This window comes from Microbacterium testaceum (genome assembly GCF_001476655.1).
Classification (GTDB): domain Bacteria; phylum Actinomycetota; class Actinomycetes; order Actinomycetales; family Microbacteriaceae; genus Microbacterium; species Microbacterium testaceum_C.
This window is the reverse complement of sequence record NZ_LDRT01000185.1, coordinates 1-538: the sequence shown is the minus strand read 5'-3', so window position 1 is coordinate 538 and position 538 is coordinate 1. Positions and strand designations below refer to the sequence as shown.

Sequence of the window (538 nt, the reverse complement as noted above, 5' to 3'; positions counted from 1 at the left end):
GAAACCGCACACGAACACCGAAACCGCACACGAACACCGGCAACGGCCTACGTCCTCGACAAACGACTGCGTTCTCGGCATCCCTTCCCGCGGGGGCGGGTCAGCGCTGCTTCACGTCGCCGAAGAGGCGGGCGATCGGCACGAGCACCGCGGGGCGCGCGGCGACCCAGCCGACGGCCATCACGAGCAGGGATGCCGCGAAGACCAGCAACCCGGTCGGGTCGCTCGCGAAGGCGTCGGGGTCGGCTGCGCCGCGGGCGGCGTACATGTGATTCAGGTTGCGCAGGGCGCCGGTGGACAGCACCAGGGCCACATGCACGACGATGAACGCGACGAAGAACAGCATCACGGGGAAGTGGATCCGGCGTGCCCACTCCAGCGGGTACAGGCGGTTGAGCTTCTCAGCGTCCTTCGGCCAGACACCCGACAGGCGGACTCCGCTGAGGATCGCGAGGGGCGCCGCGACGAACGTGATCGCGAAGTACGACAGCTGCTGCAGGCTGTTGTAGTTCACCCAGCCGTTCTCGGTGGGCCAGTC

At 67.8% G+C, this 538-nt stretch carries 1 pseudogene; it reads right to left on the bottom strand.

The features are described from left to right. Positions 1 to 100: 100 nt before the first annotated feature. Positions 101 to 538, bottom strand: a pseudogene (locus tag NS220_RS18015) (cytochrome b/b6 domain-containing protein); the annotation flags it as partial.